Below are 16,690 nucleotides of genomic sequence, written 5' to 3'. Positions count from 1 at the left end.
CCATAAAATCAAAGCAAAGCAACATTTAATAATTGCTGACGTTTTTTCACCTGTTGGCCGACCTGACCAATCAATTCCTCCACCACCCCATCGACATCCGATTTGATCTGTTGCTGAATTTTCATGGCTTCAAGTACCAATAAGGTTTGTCCTTTCACGACCTGATCCCCCACATTGACCAGCAGATTCACAATCGCTCCATCCATTGGCGCACGGATTTTGCCATCTCCCACCACCTCAGCCGCTTCAGGTGCTGCATAGGTGATATTTTCAATCATGACATTACCATTGCCTGCATCCAGATACAGCTGATTTTGATCAAACACATAGGCGAGCTTACGTCGAACGCCTTCATAGCTATAAACAACTTGTTCATCACTAATGCTTATCACCTTGATTGTCGCCTGTTGATCACATAACTCGACTTTGACCTGCTGCTGATCATGTTGCACATGCAGCAATATCTGCTGATCGGCATATTTCAATTTCAGTGGAAATGGCAAGGCAACACCCGTTTGCCAAGCCACTTGCTGCCGGTTTTGCTGGCTAAACAATGCTGCCGCCACAGCGAGTATTTCAAGCGTCAGGCTTTGTTGATGCAAACTCACATCATCCTGAAAATGCTGCTGAATAAAAGCTGTATTGGTGTCTCCAGCCACAATAATCGGATGACGTAATAAATTGCTCAGGAATTGTTTATTACTATTCACCCCCAACAATACACAATCATCCACAGCACGGGCGAGTAAACGGATGGCATCCTGACGGGTCTTCCCGTAAGCAATCACTTTCGCCACCATCGGATCATAGAAAGGACTGATTTCACCCTGCTCTAACATGCCGTGGTCAATCCGAACATTCGGCATCATCCCATCGCTACCTGCGGGTTGCCAACGCAGTACCTTCCCGGTTTGTGGCAGGAAATCCTGTCGTGGATCTTCGGCATAAAGACGCACTTCGATTGCATGCCCGTTTAAGCTCAACTCATGTTGCTGTAAAGGCAGCGTTTCGCCATTCGCCACACGCAACTGCCATTCCACCAGATCCAGTCCGGTAATCATTTCCGTCACCGGATGTTCGACCTGTAAACGTGTGTTCATTTCCAGAAAATAAAACGCACCGGACGAGTCCAGCAAGAACTCTACAGTACCAGCTCCGACATAATCACAGGCCTTGGCTGCGGCCACTGCCGCCTCCCCCATTTGCTGGCGAAGTTCAGGTGTCATCACCGGACAAGGGGCCTCTTCGACCACCTTTTGATGACGGCGTTGAATCGAGCAATCACGTTCAAACAAGTACACATAATTGCCATGCGTATCGCCGAAGACCTGAATCTCAACATGACGTGGCGCGATCACGGCTTTTTCCAGGATTAACTCACCAGAACCAAAGGCATTCTCTGCTTCCGACCGTGCTGTTTTTAAGGCTTCCACGATATCAGCAGCCTGCTGGACCAGACGCATGCCTCGTCCACCCCCACCTGCCGATGCCTTGACCATCAAAGGATAACCAATAGACTCAGCCTGCTCAGCCAGATAATCGATATCTTGCTGATCGCCTTCATAGCCCGGTACACATGGCACGCCTGCCTGAATCATGGCAATTTTAGAAAGACGCTTGCTGCCCATCAGCTCGATCGCAGCCGCAGTTGGCCCAATAAAAGTGATGCCATGCTCAACACAGGCTTGGGCAAAGTCAGTATTTTCAGATAAAAATCCATAACCCGGATGTACCGCATCTGCCCCGGTTTTTTGGCAGGCGGCAATAATCTGGGCAATAGATAAATAAGATTCGGAAACTTTAGATGCACCGATATAAACCGCTTCATCCGCCACCTGCACATGACGGGCATTGGCATCGGCATCTGAATAGACTGCAACCGTTTGATACCCCATTGCTTTGGCAGTTTGCATCACCCGTACAGCAATTTCACCACGGTTTGCCACTAAGACTTTTGAAAAACTCATTGTTTCATCTCTACGATTCAATCCCCTCATTGCTGCTGTTCAAACAGCAGTTGAGGACGATTTCTAGTCAAACCAACTCGGATTACGCTTTTGAATAAAGGCCATCGTGCCTTCCTGTCCTTCGGCACCCGCAACTGCATCTGCAAACTGTTGTGCTGCATCATCCAGAAGCTGATCTAAAGGTTCATTCAGGGTTCGGTGTAATAACGCCTTGGTCGCACGGGAAGCCAGAGGCGCAGCACGTTTAATCTGTTGAATGGTCTGTTCAAGCTGCTGTTCCAGTTCCGTTTCATTCGATGCCACCTGATGAACAACACCTAAATCCAGCGCGGTCTTGCCATCAAAGCGTAAACCTAATAATGCCAAACGACGGGCTTGAGTTAGTCCAATCCGTTTCACCACAAAAGGCGCAATCTGCGCGGGCAAAATCCCTAAGCCGGTTTCAGGCAAACCAAACTGGGCGGTATCACGGCTGATGGCAATATCTGATACACAGGCTAAACCGAAGCCGCCCCCCAGCACTGCACCTTCCAGCACAGCAACAACAGTTTGAGCAGCCTGATCCACTTGCTCAATCATGGCACCGAAACTGCGATTAAAATCGACATAAGCTTGTAAGCTACCGCTATTGGCCACTTCAACCCGCAGTCCTGCCATATCCTTGATATCGCCTCCAGCACAGAAATGCCCGCCTTGACCGCGTAAAATTACCGCACGAATGGAGACATCATCGGCAATCTGGCTAAACACCTGCTGAATGGCGGTGACCATCTTCAAACTCATGGCATTACGGCTCTCAGGACGATTCAGCCATAAGGTTAGAATACTGCCTTGCTGCTCCAGCTGAATGCTGTCATCTATCTCTAAGTCTGCAACAGAATTTGAAAGTGTCATATGCCAGCCCCTAGTTTTTCTGTTTCTTCGGCAGAATGTCAGTGAGCTTGCAGATAATTCCTAACATGATCTCGTCTGCACCACCACCAATCGAACCTAAACGACCATCTCGATACAGCTGTGATGCCGGGTTATCCCACATAAAGCCATTCCCTCCCCAATATTGCAGACAACTATCAGCAACTTCACGGCTTAACCGTCCAGCCTTTAACTTGGCCATGGAGGCCATCAAGGTGACATCCTCACCCGCAATATGCTGCTCGCAGGCCTGATAGGTTAGGGCTTTCAGTGCTGCAACTTCAGTCATCAGTTCAGCAAAACGGAAATGAACGTACTGGTTATGAATTAAAGGCTGACCAAAAGTGCTTCGCTCCTTGGTGTAATCAATGGTTTGCTGAATGACTTTTTCCATCCCCCCCACTGCATTGATACAGGCCCACATGCGTTCTTCCTGAAACTGCATCATTTGCATCATAAAGCCCATGCCTTCTACACCGACCAGATTACGTTGCGGTACACGCACATTATCAAAGTAGACCTGTGCAGTCGTGGTTGAACGCATCCCCAATTTATTCAAGGGTTCTGAAAAGCTAATTCCTGCCGTTTTTGCAGGGACAATAATCATGGATTTATTGACGTGGGGCTTGTCATCAGAAGTATTGGCCAATAAACAAAAGAAATCGGCTTGCAAGGAGTTGGTGATCCACATCTTGCTGCCATTAATCACATAATCATCGCCGTCTTTCTTTGCTGTGGTTTTGATGGCTGCCACGTCAGAACCGGCATGTACTTCCGATACTGCAATCGACGCCACATATTCACCGCGAATGGCAGGATTCAAAAACTCATCACGCAGTTCTTTACTGCCAAAGCGGGCCAGTGCTGGTGTTGCCATATCGGTTTGTACGCCAATCGCCAGTGGTACGCCGCCACATGCGGCACGGCCAAGCTCCTCTGCCACCACAAGGTTATAAGAATAATCCAGCCCTAAACCACCATTTTCCTCTGGCTTGCAAATCCCCAATAAGCCTAAATCTCCCATTTTCTTAAATACATCATGAATCGGAAAACGGCACGCTTCTTCCCATTCCGGTATAAACGGATTCAGTTCATTTTCCACAAACTGGCGTGTGGTACGGCGTAAGGCTTCATGCTCTGCGGTAAATTTCATTGTTTTTGTTCCTTAAAATTGTTTCCCCCTCTCCCTATCCCTCTCCCCAGATGGGAGAGGGAATCCCTTCTCCCTTTGGGAGAAGGCTAGGATGAGGGTGTTAAAACTAAAATCTCGATACACCAAATCGTGTTGGATTTAGCTCACGTTGTTGTGCTTCATAAATGGTTTGTAATAAAAAGATCAGTATCTTACGGGTGTCTCTTGGGTCAATGATGCCATCGTCATGCAGCATGGCCGTATTGAATAACGCCGTGGACTGCTGTTCCAGTTTCATGGCAGTACTCTGCTCCAGAAAATCCAGCATCTGCGAATTCGGTTCCATTCCCGAAGCTTTCTGTTTGCCTTCAGCCACAATCCGTAAGACTTTACCTGCTTGCGCTGCACCCATCACCGCCACATGTGAGTTTGGCCATGCGAAGATAAATTGCGGCGATAAACTACGGCCACACATGGCATAATTGCCCGCGCCATAAGAGCCTGCCACCACAATCGAAATCTTGGGTACAGTTGCATTGGCCACCGCCTGAATCAGCTTGGAACCATGTTTAATAATGCCGTTCTGCTCAGCATCGGTTCCGACCATAAAACCGGTGGTGTTATGCAGGAATAAAAGTGGGCGTTGGGTTTGCTCACACAAATGGATAAACTGTGCTGCCTTCACTGCACCTTGCGGGGTAATCGGACCATTATTGGTAATAATGCCAATATGCAAACCTCCCATTTTGGCCCAGCCACACACGGTGAGCACATCGTATTCCTGCTTGAATTCCAGAAAATCAGAATCATCAACAATCCGCGCAATGATCTCTTTCATATCAAAAGGTTGCTTTGGATCTTGTGGAATAATCCCCAGCAACTCTTCGGCAGCATAACGTGGTTCTTTATAGTCCTGAGGCGGACAGGCGGTCTGTTCTTTCCAGTTCAGATGCTCGAAAATCTCACGCGCCAAACGAATACCATCGGCATCGTTTTCAGCTAGATATTCCGCGACACCCGACACTTGGGTATGCATTTCTGCCCCACCCAGTTCTTCTGCAGTCGCCACTTCACCTGTTGCCGCCAGTAATAGCGGCGGGCCTGCCAATAACATTTCGGTTTGCTTGCGGACCGCAATCACATAATCAGACAGACCCGGTTGATAAGCCCCGCCAGCAGTTGCATTACCATGCACCACGGCGACTTGTGGAATACCTGCTGCAGACATACGCGCCTGATTGGCAAAGGTCATGCCGCCATAAGTAAACACTTCAGCCGCATAATTCAGGTTTGCGCCACCACTTTCGGTCAAGGTGACCATCGGCAATTTTTGTTCCAGGGCAATCTTTTGCAAGCGCAGAGTTTTATGCACGCCCATGGGTGACATGGTACCGCCTTTGATCGCGCTGTTGCTGGCCGACACCAGCGCACGGACCCCACTGACAAAACCGATTCCGGCAATCACACCACCGCCTGCTTCGGAACCATCTTTATCGTCATGCATGTTGTAACCCACCAGCCCGCACAACTCGACAAAAGGAGAATCGGCATCTAATAGCAGGCGAATACGCTCATGCGGCAAAATCTTGCCTTTCTTGTCAAACTTGGCTTTTGCGGCATAAGACTTATCAATACTTTTTTGCTGTACCGCACGAACTTCAGCTAACTGGGTTAATAACGCCTCACGGTTTTGCTGGTATTGCTCACTACCCACTGCAATCTCGGATTGGAGAATCGTCATGCTTATTCTCCCTCTGTTTTGAATATGTCAGGAATAAACGCACGATGGAAACCGTTAAAGGCGTCATTGTTGGTCGCATCGGCCAATGGATACATGCGTGTGCCTTGTGAAGCCGCCCCGTCAATCCGCAAGGTGACGCCTGATACAAAAGCCGCTGCATCAGACAGTAGATAACAAATCGCTGAGGAGATTTCCGATTCTGTGCCCATACGTTTTAATGGAACATTGCTCGCTAAACTCGGAATGATCACTTTGGCAAAATCGCCACTATAGTTGTCCATACCCGAAGAAATAATCCAGCCCGGTGCGACTGCGTTGACCCGCACACCAGATTTCCCCCATTCCACTGAAGCCGTTTTAGTGAGGTTATCCACCCCTGAACGTGCTGCACCTGAATGCCCCATGCCCGGCATACCGCCCCACATATCTGCGGTCATATTCACGATGCTGCCGCCATGTTTTGCCATCCACTGGTTATAGGCTTCGCGCATCAGGTAAAAGGTAGAATGCAGGTTATTACGCACTACCGCATCAAAACCATTGGCCGAAATGTTTTCTAATGCAGATGGAAATTGCCCTCCGGCGTTATTGACCAAACCATCAAGCTTGCCAAATTTTTCAATAACTTCGGCAATCATGTTTTTAACCTGTTCTTCATCGCGGTTATCACAAACGATGTAATGCACTTTGCCACCATCTTCCAGAATTTCCTGACTGACTTTTTCCAGCTTTTCAACTTTTCGCCCAGTGATCACTACTTGTGCACCTAAAGAAGTGAGCTCATGGGCAGTACAACGGCCAATACCCGAACCTCCGCCCGTCACAATAATGACTTTGCCAGCAAATGCATCTGCCCTGAAAATTGATTGATAACCCATGTTTACATCCTTAATATTTTTCTAACAGTTGTGCTGGCACTTTCACCGGCATATCCAATAATTGCTGTGCAAACGCCTTACCTTGTGGATCGATCCGCAAGCTGGCAATCCCCCCGCCCCCCAATGCATTTTCCAGCATGAAATTCAGCGAATGCATGGCTGGCAGTTCATAACGGATCACTTTTGATTTATCAGGATCAAGCACATGCTGCATATAGGCAGCAACTTTAACCTCAGTCAATGCTGCGCGAATCCACGGTAAATACTCAGCTTTGCGTGCAATCACCCCGATATTGCTATGATTGCCCTTATCGCCACTACGTGCATGTGCCAACTCAATCAAAGGCACTTCAACCTCATCACCTTGATAACTTGCCACTTCACCGACGGGATGTAGCTCGACCTCTGCTACCTTTTGCCCAACAGGAACCTGAACCGGATAACGCTGCCCAGCAAAGTCGACTTCGACTTTTAATTGATCTTTATCAATCAGGAAAGAAAAAAGCTTCACTACAGCAGATGCCTTAGGTCGGCCACCGACAATTCCTGCCAATGCGGGTGCCATCCCTGTTGAAGCTTGAGCAATTTCAGAAGCAAAGAACATACAAGCTTCTTTAAACAGATGTTTGACCGCGATTTTGACCACCACTTCACGGCTATTCTGGATTCGGGCATGCGCCCCATAGGTACTTTCAATACCGAGAATCTCAACCGACTTTTCACTAAAAGGAGGAACTGAACGCAGGGCCAAAACGCGTTCACATTTATTCAGAATGGCATCTGCAATCACTTGGGCTTTTTCTGGTGCTTCACGACCCGCAATCAAGAAACTGACCAAGACCCGATAACCATCGGCATAGGTCGCACTGACTTTATATTGCTGGGTTGGTGCCCGACCTGTTGCGCCAGTCACCTTGACTCGATGTTCGCCCACCTGTTCTAAATGGACCTGACTAAAATCAGCGCTGACATCAGGTAAAAGATAGGCTTGCGGATTGCCAATTTCATACACAATCTGTTCTGCAACGGTTGCAGTTGAAACGAGGCCTCCGGTCCCTTTCGGCTTGGTCACAATAAATGAAGCATCAGCACTGACTTCAACAATCGGGAAGCCCATGTTGTCAAAGCCTTGAACCAGACGCCAGTCAGTAAAGTTTCCACCTGTACACTGTGCACCGCATTCAATCACATGCCCTGCCAGTGAACCTTGCGCCAACTTGTCATAATCATCCAGTGACCATTTATATTCGTGTAACAAAGGCGCCAGTACAACTGCTGAATCCACTACTCGGCCCGTAATCACAATATCCGCACCCAAGTCCAAGGCATCGCGAATCGCAACAGCACCGAGATAGGCGTTGCTGCTGGCAACCTGTACAGGTAAAGCATCGCCATTAAACATTTCCTGAATATTTTGTTGTGATAATTCTGCATGCTTTGGCAATACATCATCACCCAGCACCACTGCGACTTTTAAATCCAGGCCCTTTTCATCAATGATTTTCTGTAAGGCATCACGACAAGCCAGTGGGTTTACCCCGCCTGCATTGCTGATCACTTTTATTTTTTTCTCGGCAATTTTATGGATCAGGGGTGCCATCACTCGACTGACAAAATCCAGCGCATAGCCATGACTTGGGTCCATCATCATCGCCTTGGCCATAATCGACATGGTAATTTCAGATAGATAGTCAAAGACCAGATAATCAATATCACTCAGATGGACCAACTGAAAAGCAGCGGTGTTGGTATCGCCCCAGAATCCTGATGCACACCCAATTTTGACTAGCCTCTGGTCATCCTGTTTGACAGTTGTCATGCGCTTTCTCATTGTTATTACTAAAAACGCCTTAACATTACCAAGCAAGTGCTTGGTTTGTAAAGTACATAATGCTATGCTGTATTGGCAAAAAACGACAAACTCAAGCAACTGCTTGTTATAAAAAGATAAGACAAAGCATCGAATGAATTTTGTTACAATACACTTTAGCTTGAACAGGATAGACGGATAGGCATGATCGCAACTTCAATTGAGCAAATTCCCAAGATTGTTTGCTTTGACGATAGTCCACGTGGGCGTTTATTACAGGGCGCAGCCTATCTGTTTTATAAGCAAGGTTATGACAAAACCACAGTTCGTCAACTTGGTGAATTTATTGGCATTCAATCAGGTAGCCTGTTCCATCACTTTAAAAGCAAGGATGAAATTCTGGCGACGGTGATGGAACAAACCATTATCTATAACTTCGCCCGTTTAAAAGAAGCAGCTGAACGCTCAAGCGATCCTGAACAACAATTACGTCATTTGATCAAAGCTGAATTATTGTCGATTGCCGGTGATACCGGTGCGGCGATGGCAGTACTGGTACATGAATGGTTTGCCCTTTCCAAAGAAAAACAAGATTACCTTCTAAAAATGCGTAATGAATATGAGCAGGTTTGGCTAGATGTGATTGAAAAATTACGTGCTCAAGGTAAAGTCAAACATGATGCTTTTATCTGGCGTCGTTTGCTGGGTGGCTCGATTTCCTGGACCGTAACCTGGTACAGACCTGAAGGTAAAGTCAAAATTGATGAACTGACTGAAATGGTTTGGGAAATGGCAGTAAAATGAATACCATCTATCTGCGTAAGCCCCTACTCAGTGATTTAGCCGAAATCAAACAGGCTTACCAGAGTAGTGTTCAACTGCATCGGCCATGGACCTATCCACCTGCTAATTTTGAACACTACCTCGCGCAAGAACACCGTTATTTTGTCTGCTTGAAAGAGAATCACGCCATTGTCGGCACTTTTAACATCTCCAATATCGTTCGAGGTCACTTTCATTCTGCTTACTTGGGTTATGAAGCCTTTTATCCTTATGCAGGAGAAGGCTATATGCGACAAGGGCTGCAACTGGTTTTACAAGAAGCATTTCAAACACTGAATTTACATCGACTAGAAGCTAATATCCAACCAGATAATCTGCCCTCTATTCGCCTTGTGGCACATGCAGGTTTTGTGAAAGAAGGCTTCTCCCGCCAATATCTGCGAGTCGGTGGAAAAGAATGGAAAGACCATGAACGTTGGGCAATTTTAAATAGCGATTGGACAGATCAGAAGTATCAAGCCTTTTAATTATTGAAATATCGGCCCCATAACGATAAAAATAAACTAATGCCAATTCTTTAGGCGAAATATATGCAACGTATCATCACGATTCTTCTTTCCAGCCTAATACTGGGTTGTACAGATGATATTGTTACAACCAAGTTTACAGATTTTCAGCATGCGAAAGCTGAACATGCATTTGAACGCGGTTGGTTACCTCCAATTTTACCACCGAGTACAAAAAATATTATTGAAATAAATGATCTAGACCTGAATAGAGGCCATGGCTCTTTTAAGTTTTCCCCCACAGATCTGAATTATTTTAGCGCCCAAGGTGCCATCCCAATTAAAATAAATAATGCAGCTCAAGGTAAAAAGAAAGAAATGCAGGATCAGGGATTTCAGTTTTTGGTCTACGCTCAAGGTTCATCACTTTGGTATATCGCAGTTCATCCAGAGGGAAAAGGAGCTTATTGGCTTGAACCCATACAATAAGCTCCTAGATCAGTTTAATACCCCAATTGCTTACTAATTAAATCCTTCATAATTTCTTCTGCACCACCGCCAATCATATTCACCTTCACTTCACGATAGATTCGTTCAGACTTGGTACCACGCATAAAGCCCATTCCTCCGAGTGTCTGCACCGCCGCATCGGCACAGAATTGCATGGTTTGAGTGGCAACATTCTTCAACATACAAATCTGGGCAATCAGTTCACTGCCCTGCAATTCAGGCTTACCTAAACGATAAGCGGTATCCTCGAGTAAAGCACGGGTTGCAGTCAGGCGAGTTGCCATATCCACCAGCTTATGACGCATGACCTGATGGTCGACCAAACGCTTGCCAAAGGTCTGGCGTTGCTGTGCCCATTCCAGTGCTTCCTCATAGCAGGTCAGGGCAAAGCCATAACTACTGGCAGCAAGGAAAAAACGCTCCATATTGAAGTTATTCATAATCACCAGAAAGCCCATATTTTCCGGGCCTAATAAATGGCTAGCTGGCACTTTGACGTTATCAAAATGCAAATGCGCGGTATCGGATGCCCACCACCCCATTTTATCCAGTTTGGTTTTGCTGATCCCTTCACTATGCGCATCAATCAGCAGCATGGATATACCGTTTGCCCCTTTCGCATTTGGATCGGTACGAACTGCAACTGAATAATAATCCGCTCGCATCCCCGAAGTGATAAAGGTCTTTTCACCGCTTACTAGAAAATAATCACCTTCTCGCACAGCTTTGGTTTTAAGCGAAGCAACATCTGAACCACCGCCCGGCTCAGTAATCGCCAAGGCAGATATTTTTTCACCTGATAAAATTTGAGGCAGCACTTGAGCTTTTACCTCTTCGTTGGCAAAGTGCTGGATCGGAGGCGCACCAATGGTATGCGACAGCAAAGAAGCACTGAGACCACCCGACGCACATTTTGCCAGCTCAATCGAAGCTAACAGCGTATAAAATGCATCTGTCCCAGCAATCCCGCCATACTGCTCTTCAAACCCTAATCCCAATAAACCAATATCTGCGGCCTTCTTATACAGCTCTCGCGGAAAAGTTTCATTCTCATCCCATTCATTGATAAAAGGCGAAATCTCCTTTTCCACAAAGCGTCGAATACTCTTGGCAAATTCCAGATGCTGCTCGTTATAGTACAAAGGATTAAGGTGCATATTCTGCTTCCTAGCAATTATTGATCATTGTTTATTGAATGAGCACTAAAGTAGCAAAACCGGAAAAACCAAGCAAGCGCTTGGCAAAATTAAAACTTAAAAAATAGATCAAAACCTGCGATAAAGCATAAAACTATATTTTTAATCGACCACGAAATCCACGCGTCGCATAATAAGATTGAGCACCATTATGATAAGTAAAAACCCGACCATAACGACTATCACAGAAAATTGCGCCACCTAAAGCTCTTACATCCTCGGGCGTTTTGACCCAACTCGAGGTTTTTAAATCAAAATGTTCTATTGCCTGTAACTGCCTATATTGTTCTTCTGTAAGTAATTCGACTCCCATGGCTTCAGCAACATCAACTGCATTATTTACAGGTTTATGTTCCTTACGTGCGTCTAAAGCGGCACGATCATAACACAGGCTTCTACGCCCTTTTGGTGTTTCTACGGCACAATCATAAAAGATTATTTCTGGTGACTTTGCATCCAATACAAGGATGTCTGGCTCTCCACCCGTTTCTTCCATTTGATGGAGTGACCATAACTTTTCTGGCTGCTGCTGTAATTGATCTTCAATATCGGCCCAATTCAGGTCTTTATGACGATGCATATTTTGTTCAAAGCGCTGCTTTAAGATGTCGAATAGCCTTGCAACCTGTTCAAGATCTAACTTTTTATTCTTGATCATTTTTATACTCTAAATTTTATGGCTATACCGAACGGCCATCAAAGTGATTGATCTTGATACTTTCCAGTTTCAGATCATCAATACAACGCACATTGAGCGCACATATGGTATTCCCTTGAGGATCTACACCCATTGCATAGGGATGAATACCACAAACCTTACAGAAATGATGCTCGATCACATGCTTATTGAATTGATAAGTCGCCTGAGCATCGTCTTCCACAGTAATCTCAACTTCACTCTGAGGTAAAAACCAGAGTAAAGAACCTTTTTTCTGGCAAATTGAACAATTACACGATAATGCTTCAGTGAGTTCACCCTGCACAATGAAGGTTAATTTTCCACAATGACAACTTCCTTTATATTGCATCTTTTTTTCCTTTTTGATTTTTATCTATTTTTACAGGATGCCGTATATAAGTTCAAATCTGGTTCTGTTAATCAATGCTTATGTAAGCTTAACTCCAGAAATGTTGGCATTGTTGACACTTAGTTCCATGTTTATACGAGAATAACGGGAAACCCAGTAATAAGAAAACCAGATAAGCGGGCCGCTTTCCTTCCGTATAAGGCTTTATATCTGTGCTTCCGCATTGAGGACAACGCTCACTTAAACCAAACTCTTGTTCTAATTCATGGCTAAAGTCTTGCGCCAGTAATGCTTGTGCTTGTTCGAAATAAGGGTCAGGGACCAATAACCGAACCCCACCCAATGCATTGGAATAAAGCCAGTCCATGTTAATGGTATGTTCATTTTCAATACGGGCCGGAATACCAGCAGCTTCAAGTTGCGTTTTGGCAATTTGGGCTTCATAAGGAAAAGAATACGTTTCAGCGACCACCCATTTCATAGGAATATCTAAATAGAATAAATATAAATTCTAAGCTCAATTCATCTCAGTGCACAATGCGCAAATTTGTTGTTATATATTTTGGCCATGAAACTTTTCCCATGCAATTGACTCCAAGTCGCCAGTCAGTTCATTGGATTGCTCATCAAATAGCTTATACATCATCTGATATTGACCAATTGTTGCACTACCATCAAGACCTAGCAAAACCGTATACAATGCATCAGTTAGAGCTTCTGAAACAATTTTTTTAGTTAAATGAATCTGTTCATGATTCATACCAGATTTTTCTAATAGACTGATTCGTGATATTTCAGAATCAACAGTAAAGTAACTCTGGATCAGATCATCTCTTAAAAGCTTAAATCCCTCTACGAATTCTTCTGAAGTCATGGCAAGGTGATTATTGGGCATTTTAATTTCATCCTTTTATTATTTTGATTCAACCTATAAAACAATGACATATTCCTCAAGAGATGCTATTCAATGTATTTTTCTCTACGCCAATAAAAAAACACCCCTAACCGTCAGGTTAGGGGTGTTTCATATTTAAAAGCTGGCGATGACTTACTCTCACATGGCAAGTGCCACACTACCATCAGCGCTAAGAGGTTTCACTTCTGAGTTCGGGAAGGGATCAGGTGGTTCACTCTTGCTATTGTCGCCAGCAAACTGTTTATGGATACTTGCTTTGGTCTTATATAATGCCAAGGCTTTTTCCAAATGAGTGATTAACGGATTAGTTAATTGAGTCGTATTGTAACTAGTTTCTACACTAAATCAAGTTATGTATTGAATTTATCTTGAATACAACAACTGTTTGGGTGTTGTATAGTCAAGCCTCACGAGCAATTAGTATTGGTCAGCTTCACACGTCACCGTGCTTCCACACCCAACCTATCAACGTCCTAGTCTCGAACGGCTCTTTAGAGGAATAAATTCCTAGGGAAATCTTATCTTGAGGTAGGCTTCCCGCTTAGATGCTTTCAGCGGTTATCCCTTCCGAACATAGCTACCCGGCGATGCGACTGGCGTCACAACCGGTACACCAGAGGTTCGTCCACTCTGGTCCTCTCGTACTAGGAGCAGATCCTCTCAAATTTCCAGCGCCCACGGTAGATAGGGACCGAACTGTCTCACGACGTTCTAAACCCAGCTCGCGTACCTCTTTAAATGGCGAACAGCCATACCCTTGGGACCTGCTTCAGCCCCAGGATGAGATGAGCCGACATCGAGGTGCCAAACACCGCCGTCGATATGAACTCTTGGGCGGTATCAGCCTGTTATCCCCAGAGTACCTTTTATCCGTTGAGCGATGGCCCTTCCATACAGAACCACCGGATCACTAAGACCTACTTTCGTACCTGCTCGACTTGTGGGTCTCGCAGTTAAGCGCGCTTTTGCCTTTATACTCTACGCGTGATTTCCGACCACGCTGAGCGCACCTTCGTACTCCTCCGTTACTCTTTAGGAGGAGACCGCCCCAGTCAAACTACCCACCAGACATGGTCCTCGTCCCGGATTACGGGACAGAGTTAGAACCTCAACATTACCAGGGTGGTATTTCAAGGACGGCTCCATTAGAACTAGCGTTCTAACTTCAAAGCCTCCCACCTATCCTACACAAGTAAGGTCAAAGTTCAATGTCAAGCTGCAGTAAAGGTTCACGGGGTCTTTCCGTCTAGCCGCGGGTACACTGCATCTTCACAGCGATTTCGATTTCACTGAGCCTCTGCTGGAGACAGCGCCGCCATCATTATGCCATTCGTGCAGGTCGGAACTTACCCGACAAGGAATTTCGCTACCTTAGGACCGTTATAGTTACGGCCGCCGTTTACTGGGGCTTCGATCAAGAGCTTCGCTTACGCTAACCCCATCAATTAACCTTCCAGCACCGGGCAGGCATCACACCCTATACGTCCACTTTCGTGTTTGCAGAGTGCTATGTTTTTAATAAACAGTTGCAGCGGCCTGGTTTCTGTGGCTGCCAATAGCTCAGGGAGCAAGTCCCATCACCGTCAGCAGCGTACCTTCTCCCGAAGTTACGGTACCATTTTGCCTAGTTCCTTCAGCAGAGTTCTCTCAAGCGCTTTGGTCTACTCGACCTGACCACCTGTGTCGGTTTCGGGTACGATTCCTGTGTAACTGAAGCTTAGAGACTTTTCCTGGAAGCATGGTATCAGCCACTTCACTGTACAAGTACAGCTTGCTATCAACTCTCAGCATAGAGCACCCCGGATTTGCCTAAGATGCATGCCTACTGTCTTCCACCTGGACAACCAACGCCAGGCTGACTTAACCTTCTCCGTCCTCTCATCGCATTACACAGAAGTATTGGAATATTAACCAATTTCCCATCGACTACGCCTCTCGGCCTCGCCTTAGGGGTCGACTCACCCAGCCCCGATTAACGTTGGACTGGAACCCTTGGTCTTTCAGCGAACGGGTTTTTCACCCGTTTTGTCGTTACTCACGTCAGCATTCGCACTTCTGATACCTCCAGCATACTTCTCAATACACCTTCATCGGCTTACAGAACGCTCCCCTACCACGTATACTAAAGTATACATCCGCAGCTTCGGCACATAGTTTTAGCCCCGTTACATCTTCCGCGCAGGCCGACTCGACTAGTGAGCTATTACGCTTTCTTTAAAGGGTGGCTGCTTCTAAGCCAACCTCCTAGCTGTCTATGCCTTCCCACATCGTTTCCCACTTAACTATGATTTTGGGGCCTTAGCTGGCGGTCTGGATTGTTTTCCTCTTGACTACGGACGTTAGCACCCGCAGTCTGTCTCCCGGATAGTACTCATTGGTATTCGGAGTTTGCATCGGTTTGGTAAGTCGGGATGACCCCCTAGCCGAAACAGTGCTCTACCCCCAATGGTATTCGTCCGAGGCGCTACCTAAATAGCTTTCGGGGAGAACCAGCTATCACCAGGCTTGATTAGCCTTTCACCCCTATCCACAAGTCATCCCCTGGCTTTTCAACGACAGTGGGTTCGGTCCTCCAGTTAGTGTTACCCAACCTTCAACCTGCTCATGGATAGATCGCCTGGTTTCGGGTCTATACCCAGCAACTAAACGCCCTATTAAGACTCGATTTCTCTACGGCTCCCCTATGCGGTTAACCTTGCTACTGAATATAAGTCGCTGACCCATTATACAAAAGGTACGCAGTCACACCACGAAGGTGCTCCCACTGCTTGTATGCATGCGGTTTCAGGATCTATTTCACTCCCCTCACAGGGGTTCTTTTCGCCTTTCCCTCACGGTACTGGTTCACTATCGGTCAGTCAGGAGTATTTAGCCTTGGAGGATGGTCCCCCCATATTCAGACAAGGTTTCACGTGCCTCGCCCTACTCGTCATCATTATGTGTGCCCTTTCGTGTACGGGAATATCACCCTCTACGTTCGCACTTCCCAGAGCGTTCCACTAGAACACACATAACTTAATGGGCTGCTCCCCGTTCGCTCGCCGCTACTAAGGGAATCTCAATTGATTTCTTTTCCTAAGGGTACTGAGATGTTTCACTTCCCCTCGTTCGCTTCATAAGCCTATGTATTCAGCTTATGATACCCGCCTTTTAGCGGGTGGGTTCCCCCATTCAGAAATCTCCGGATCAAAGGATATTTGCCGCCTCCCCGGAGCTTTTCGCAGGCTATCACGTCTTTCATCGCCTCTGACTGCCAAGGCATCCACCACATGCACTTAATTACTTGACTATACAACCCCAAACAGTCGTTA

The 16,690-nt window shown here is 46.2% G+C and carries 14 protein-coding genes and 2 rRNA genes; 3 read left to right on the top strand and 13 right to left on the bottom strand.

Features of this window, described 5'->3' with window-relative positions:
• Positions 1-8: 8 nt before the first annotated feature.
• The 6 genes from ACNQO6_RS04255 to ACNQO6_RS04230 form a co-directional block, all read right to left on the bottom strand.
• Entirely contained in the window at positions 9-1,967 is a 1,959-nt protein-coding gene (locus ACNQO6_RS04255; RefSeq protein WP_440208192.1) for an acetyl-CoA carboxylase biotin carboxylase subunit, read from the bottom strand.
• Between the two features lie 63 nt (positions 1,968-2,030).
• The gene (locus ACNQO6_RS04250; protein ID WP_440208191.1) at positions 2,031-2,861 is read right to left on the bottom strand and encodes an enoyl-CoA hydratase/isomerase family protein; all 831 of its coding nucleotides are present in this window, start codon (positions 2,859-2,861) and stop codon (positions 2,031-2,033) included.
• Positions 2,862-2,871: 10 nt separating this feature from the next.
• Complete coding sequence (locus tag ACNQO6_RS04245; RefSeq protein WP_440208190.1) at positions 2,872-4,032, bottom strand: acyl-CoA dehydrogenase family protein; 1,161 nt, start codon at positions 4,030-4,032, stop codon at positions 2,872-2,874.
• A 106-nt stretch (positions 4,033-4,138) separates the two neighbouring features.
• Positions 4,139-5,752: an acyl-CoA carboxylase subunit beta gene (locus ACNQO6_RS04240; RefSeq protein WP_440208189.1), complete on the bottom strand. Its 1,614-nt coding sequence runs from the start codon at positions 5,750-5,752 to the stop codon at positions 4,139-4,141.
• A gap of 2 nt (positions 5,753-5,754) precedes the next feature.
• Entirely contained in the window at positions 5,755-6,630 is an 876-nt protein-coding gene (locus tag ACNQO6_RS04235) for an SDR family oxidoreductase (RefSeq protein WP_440208188.1), read from the bottom strand.
• Between the two features lie 10 nt (positions 6,631-6,640).
• Complete coding sequence (locus ACNQO6_RS04230; RefSeq protein WP_440208187.1) at positions 6,641-8,449, bottom strand: acyclic terpene utilization AtuA family protein; 1,809 nt, start codon at positions 8,447-8,449, stop codon at positions 6,641-6,643.
• Positions 8,450-8,644: 195 nt separating this feature from the next.
• Here ACNQO6_RS04230 and ACNQO6_RS04225 point away from each other — a divergent pair, with 195 nt between their 5' ends.
• From ACNQO6_RS04225 to ACNQO6_RS04215, 3 genes are all read left to right on the top strand, one after another.
• The gene (locus ACNQO6_RS04225) at positions 8,645-9,244 is read left to right on the top strand and encodes a TetR/AcrR family transcriptional regulator (protein ID WP_032870168.1); all 600 of its coding nucleotides are present in this window, start codon (positions 8,645-8,647) and stop codon (positions 9,242-9,244) included.
• Positions 9,241-9,750, top strand: a complete 510-nt coding sequence (locus tag ACNQO6_RS04220; protein ID WP_440208186.1) for a GNAT family N-acetyltransferase — start codon at positions 9,241-9,243, stop codon at positions 9,748-9,750. Before ACNQO6_RS04225 ends, ACNQO6_RS04220 begins: the two co-directional genes overlap by 4 nt.
• A gap of 63 nt (positions 9,751-9,813) precedes the next feature.
• Positions 9,814-10,218 carry a hypothetical protein gene (locus ACNQO6_RS04215; protein ID WP_440208185.1) on the top strand — a complete coding sequence of 135 codons (405 nt, stop codon included), beginning with the start codon at positions 9,814-9,816 and terminating at the stop codon, positions 10,216-10,218.
• 14 nt (positions 10,219-10,232) lie between these two features.
• Here ACNQO6_RS04215 and ACNQO6_RS04210 read toward each other — a convergent pair whose 3' ends face one another.
• The 7 genes from ACNQO6_RS04210 to ACNQO6_RS04180 all read right to left on the bottom strand — a co-directional run bounded on the left by ACNQO6_RS04210 (position 10,233) and on the right by ACNQO6_RS04180 (position 16,668).
• Positions 10,233-11,396: an acyl-CoA dehydrogenase family protein gene (locus ACNQO6_RS04210; protein ID WP_440208184.1), complete on the bottom strand. Its 1,164-nt coding sequence runs from the start codon at positions 11,394-11,396 to the stop codon at positions 10,233-10,235.
• Between the two features lie 133 nt (positions 11,397-11,529).
• A complete protein-coding gene (locus ACNQO6_RS04205; RefSeq protein ID WP_440208183.1) occupies positions 11,530-12,093 on the bottom strand; it encodes a DUF4256 domain-containing protein in 564 nt (187 codons plus the stop codon).
• A 22-nt stretch (positions 12,094-12,115) separates the two neighbouring features.
• Positions 12,116-12,463 (bottom strand): GFA family protein, encoded by a 348-nt coding sequence (locus ACNQO6_RS04200; RefSeq protein ID WP_440208182.1) that lies wholly within the window; start codon positions 12,461-12,463, stop codon positions 12,116-12,118.
• Between the two features lie 88 nt (positions 12,464-12,551).
• Positions 12,552-12,944: a putative signal transducing protein gene (locus ACNQO6_RS04195; protein WP_396515212.1), complete on the bottom strand. Its 393-nt coding sequence runs from the start codon at positions 12,942-12,944 to the stop codon at positions 12,552-12,554.
• Between the two features lie 72 nt (positions 12,945-13,016).
• On the bottom strand, positions 13,017-13,358 hold the full coding sequence (locus tag ACNQO6_RS04190; protein ID WP_440208181.1) for a hypothetical protein: 342 nt from the start codon (positions 13,356-13,358) through the stop codon (positions 13,017-13,019).
• A gap of 140 nt (positions 13,359-13,498) precedes the next feature.
• Positions 13,499-13,613 (bottom strand): 5S ribosomal RNA (gene rrf, locus ACNQO6_RS04185).
• Between the two features lie 162 nt (positions 13,614-13,775).
• Positions 13,776-16,668: ribosomal RNA gene (locus ACNQO6_RS04180) — 23S ribosomal RNA — on the bottom strand.
• Between the last annotated feature and the right edge of the window lie 22 nt (positions 16,669-16,690).

Source organism: Acinetobacter calcoaceticus (assembly GCF_051947995.1).
Taxonomy (GTDB): Bacteria; Pseudomonadota; Gammaproteobacteria; order Pseudomonadales; family Moraxellaceae; genus Acinetobacter.
The sequence above is the reverse complement of the archived record's forward strand: the minus strand, read 5'-3'. Positions and strand labels throughout refer to the sequence as shown.